We start from the raw sequence: 3450 nt of genomic DNA, 5'->3' as shown, positions 1-3450 counted from the left end.
TGGCTTGAGGCCTGATGCTGCGCTTGGTCCTCACAGGCGGCGCCCCCGATGAGCCCGACACCGGCGACTGGAACGCCATCTGCGAGGCCCCCGGCCCGCAGCGCTTCCTGGAGACCCTCTTCCAGGAGCTAGCCGGTTTCGGTCTGCCCGCTCCCGTCATCACCGAAGACGGCCTGGATGACATCCGGCGCGTCCGCACCGGCTGGCGCGGCAGCGCCGCCCTGGGGGCCAAGATCAGCCAGGTGGAATGCACCGAGACCACCGACCTGCCCACCCTCTGCTCCTGGGAGACGCACGGCGTGCCCGGCATGGAGCTGCGTTGGGAGTACGCCCTGGAGTATGCCGGGCAGCTCGGGCACACCGCCTTCCGCCATCGCAGGCTGGAGTGCAGCTTCGAGAGTGAAGCCGACCGGGAGCGCTTCGCCGGGATCTGGCGGCGCGTCTTCGGCCGGGAGCCGGTCTTCGAGCCCCACCCCGACCGCCGCTGACGGCTCAGGGCTTTGTCGGCGGCGTGGCTGGCGGCGTCGTGGGCGGCGCTGCCGGTTGGGGTAGGTCCACGCGCAGTTCCAGCGCGGCGATCTCGCCGGCGTCGCCGCCGGAGGAAGGCCGGTAGCGCACGATGGCGCGCAGACCCTGCACGTGCCGGCAGGGACTGAAGTGGTCGGCGCCGTACCAGAGCGTGTCGGAGAAGCCGGTTTGCCAGGGACCCTTGGCGCGGAAGCTGCGCGACTGGCCCTGCTCCTCCAGCACCACGGTCATCCCCTGATCGGGCGGGCCGCAGGCCACCGACTTCACCCGGCCCTCCGCGCTCTGCGTTCCCGGCGGCAGGGCGGTGACGGGCGCGGCGCCCGCCGGGCGCTGCTCCGCCGGCACCCGCTGCCACAACTCCACCGCCTCATTGTGATCGGGGCCGAACCAGCGCTCGGCCACATCCTTGGCAAAGGCGGCGGCTTCGGCGCCGCGGCCCAGCCGCAGCAGGATCTGGCCGCTCATCAGGTGATAGCCCGCCCGCGCGGGCTCCAGTTGCTCGGCCTTGCGCGACTGCGCCAGCGCCTCCTCCAGCTTCCCCTGGCTCACGTACAGGCGGGCGAGCTGGATGTAGGCGGGAGCGAACTGCGGGTTCAGGCTCAGCACCTGCAGCAAGGCCTGTTCCCGGCTCTGCGCCTCCGCGGGCGCGAGCATGGTGCGGTAGTACAAGGAAAGGTAGAGCTTGCCGTCCAGCTCGAAGGCGCGGGCGAACTCGCGGGCCGCCTCCTCGTCCCGGCCCTCGGCGAAGTCGAGGAAGCCCATGTCCTCGTGGGCCAGCCCCAGCCGGGCATCGTCGGCCACGGCCTGCTGGATGGGAGCGCGGGCCGAGGCGAGATCGTGCGTGAACAGGAAATAGCTCCCGAGTTCGGCCTCGGTCTCCGCCACCGTCAGCTCGCGCGTCCCGAAGTCCTTCTCCTCGGTCTGGGGCGGGTTCTTCATCACCCACGCGCTCAGGGCGAACTTGGTCACGTACTGCCGCAGGGCCTTTTCCAGCTCCTGGGAGTCGCCGAAGACCTGGTGGAAGGCCTTCTCCTGCTCCTCGCCCTGCTGCACCAGCCGGAAGAACTGGTTGAAGCGGCGGCCGCCCTCCATGCCCGGACCGAAGATGAGGAAGTGGGTCAAGGCCCAGGACTCGGCATAGAACATCTCGGCCTTGTCTTCCTCGTGGTAGTAGGGCGAGGCCGGGGTGACCGCCAGCAGGGTGTCCAGCGGGATCAGGGGCCGCGACTGCACCACCCGCAGACGCCAACTGGGCGCCCCGATCAGCATCCGCGTCTGCTCGAAGCGCGTGTTGCCGTAGAGCTCGGCGAAGCCCTCGTCCATCCAGGTGGGCAGCCAGCGGAAGCTCAGGTGCAGCAGGCTGTGCACGTATTCGTGGTACACCACCTCGTAGGCGTCGGGGGCGATCTGGTCCAGCCGCACCACCGCGTATTGCTTCTCCCACCCGTGCTCGAAGAAGCCCGCGGGCTTGACGCCTTTCTGCTTCCACAGCTCCGGGGCCAGCTCCCTCATGCCGGACTCGTCGCGCGGCGCCAGCACCAGCAGGGGAGAGCCGGAATCCAGCCGCATGTTGGGAAAGGCGTTGGCGAAGACGGCGCGCATCTGCTCGAACTCGCGGGCCACCCGCCGCGCGTCCCCGGCGTTGCCGTCGGTCAGCACGCGAAAGTGCGGGCTGCGCACCTCCGTCCACGGCTTCTGCCCGGCCCGCGCCGGGAGGCTGCACAACATCCCCAGCAGCAGCCCCAGCGCCAGCCGGCGCGCGCTTCGTGGTCCGATTGTGAGCAAGACCCTCCCCCGAAGCCTCTCTTGTACCACAGGGAAGCCCCGCGGGCGGAAGCCGGCCTTGACATCCGTCCAGAATGGGATAGAGTGGCCCTCCATTCGAGCCCCCTCCTTGGGGGCTCTGCCCAGGGTCGGCCCGGCCCATCCGCGGTTCCGGAAAGCGCAGCGTGCTCGCAGCCCACATCCTCGATGCTTTTCTCAGTCGCCTCCCGGGGTGGCTGTCGTCGGCGCTGGGCGCCTTCGGTGGGAGCGCCTGGAACGCGCTCAAGGACGTGTTCAAGGACAAGGACCCGCGCCAGGAGGTCAAGCGGGAGCTCAAGAACTTCGTCAAGGGCCTCTACGAGGACTGGGTGCCGGCCGCCGGCGAACTCGACCGCATCGCCGACGACATCAAGCAGCTGGCCGACGACGTGAAGAGCTTCGGCGAGGATGTGGTCGGCCCCATCACCGACACCGTGGCCGGCGCCCTCGGCTCCGGCCAGATCCCCGCCCAGAGCGACGGCGGCCTGGGCGCGACCCACGACATCTTCACGCCCAAGGACGACTCGATCCCGGAGATGCCCGTGGGCACCCTGCCCGGCATGGGCTCCGACGGCGCCGGCATGCCCCGCGACGGCGGCGGCTCCAGCGCCGGCTCCGGCTACGGCGGCTCCAGCGCCGGTGGCGGCACCACGCCCCTGGGCGGCAGCGGCAGCGCCCCCTCCGGAGCCCCCGCCGGCGGCGCCTCCACCACCCCGCCCACCGCCGCCGATCTCGGCGTCGACCCCAACGCCTACGTCGAGTACCAACCCAACCAGGGCCAGGTGCAGATCACCTATCCCGACGGCACCACGGAGACGCGTCCATGGCCGCCCCGATGAGCCCGCGCTCCGCCCGCCCGGGGCCTGCGGCCGCGCGCCCGCCCGCCGCCCCTGCTCCCGCGTGGCGCAGCTACCTGGGCGACATCCTGTGGGCGGCGCGCGTCATCGCCGGCGCCGTGATCCTGATAGCCGGACGCAGTTGGCCCACCTACTGGCACCAGCTCTCGTTCCTGGTCATCCTCGCCGTCCTCACCTATCCCGTGCGCTCGGTGCGTTGGGGGACGATCTACAACTTCTTCCTCGCCGGCTCTCTGTTCGCCTTGGTGATCGTGGGCGTGCA

The 3450-nt window shown here is 70.8% G+C and carries 4 protein-coding genes; 3 read left to right on the top strand and 1 reads right to left on the bottom strand.

From position 1 onward, the window contains the following. The first annotated feature begins 14 nt into the window (after positions 1-14). Positions 15-488: a hypothetical protein gene (locus tag VEG08_11805; protein ID HXZ28668.1), complete on the top strand. Its 474-nt coding sequence runs from the start codon at positions 15-17 to the stop codon at positions 486-488. A gap of 4 nt (positions 489-492) precedes the next feature. Here VEG08_11805 and VEG08_11800 read toward each other — a convergent pair whose 3' ends face one another. Beyond that, a complete protein-coding gene (locus VEG08_11800) occupies positions 493-2313 on the bottom strand; it encodes a tetratricopeptide repeat protein (protein ID HXZ28667.1) in 1821 nt (606 codons plus the stop codon). Between the two features lie 164 nt (positions 2314-2477). On the opposite strand from VEG08_11800, the gene VEG08_11795 reads away from it, so the two are divergent. Together VEG08_11795 and VEG08_11790 are read left to right on the top strand one after the other, a co-directional pair. Beyond that, a complete protein-coding gene (locus tag VEG08_11795) occupies positions 2478-3170 on the top strand; it encodes a hypothetical protein (GenBank protein ID HXZ28666.1) in 693 nt (230 codons plus the stop codon). Then, positions 3155-3450 (top strand): hypothetical protein (locus VEG08_11790; GenBank protein ID HXZ28665.1); only part of this gene is annotated, 296 nt, incomplete at its 3' end. The genes VEG08_11795 and VEG08_11790, both read left to right, overlap by 16 nt.

The sequence above is a fragment of the Terriglobales bacterium genome (assembly GCA_035624475.1).
Taxonomy (GTDB): domain Bacteria; phylum Acidobacteriota; class Terriglobia; order Terriglobales; family Acidobacteriaceae; genus DASPRL01.
The sequence above is the reverse complement of the archived record's forward strand: the minus strand, read 5'-3'. Positions and strand labels throughout refer to the sequence as shown.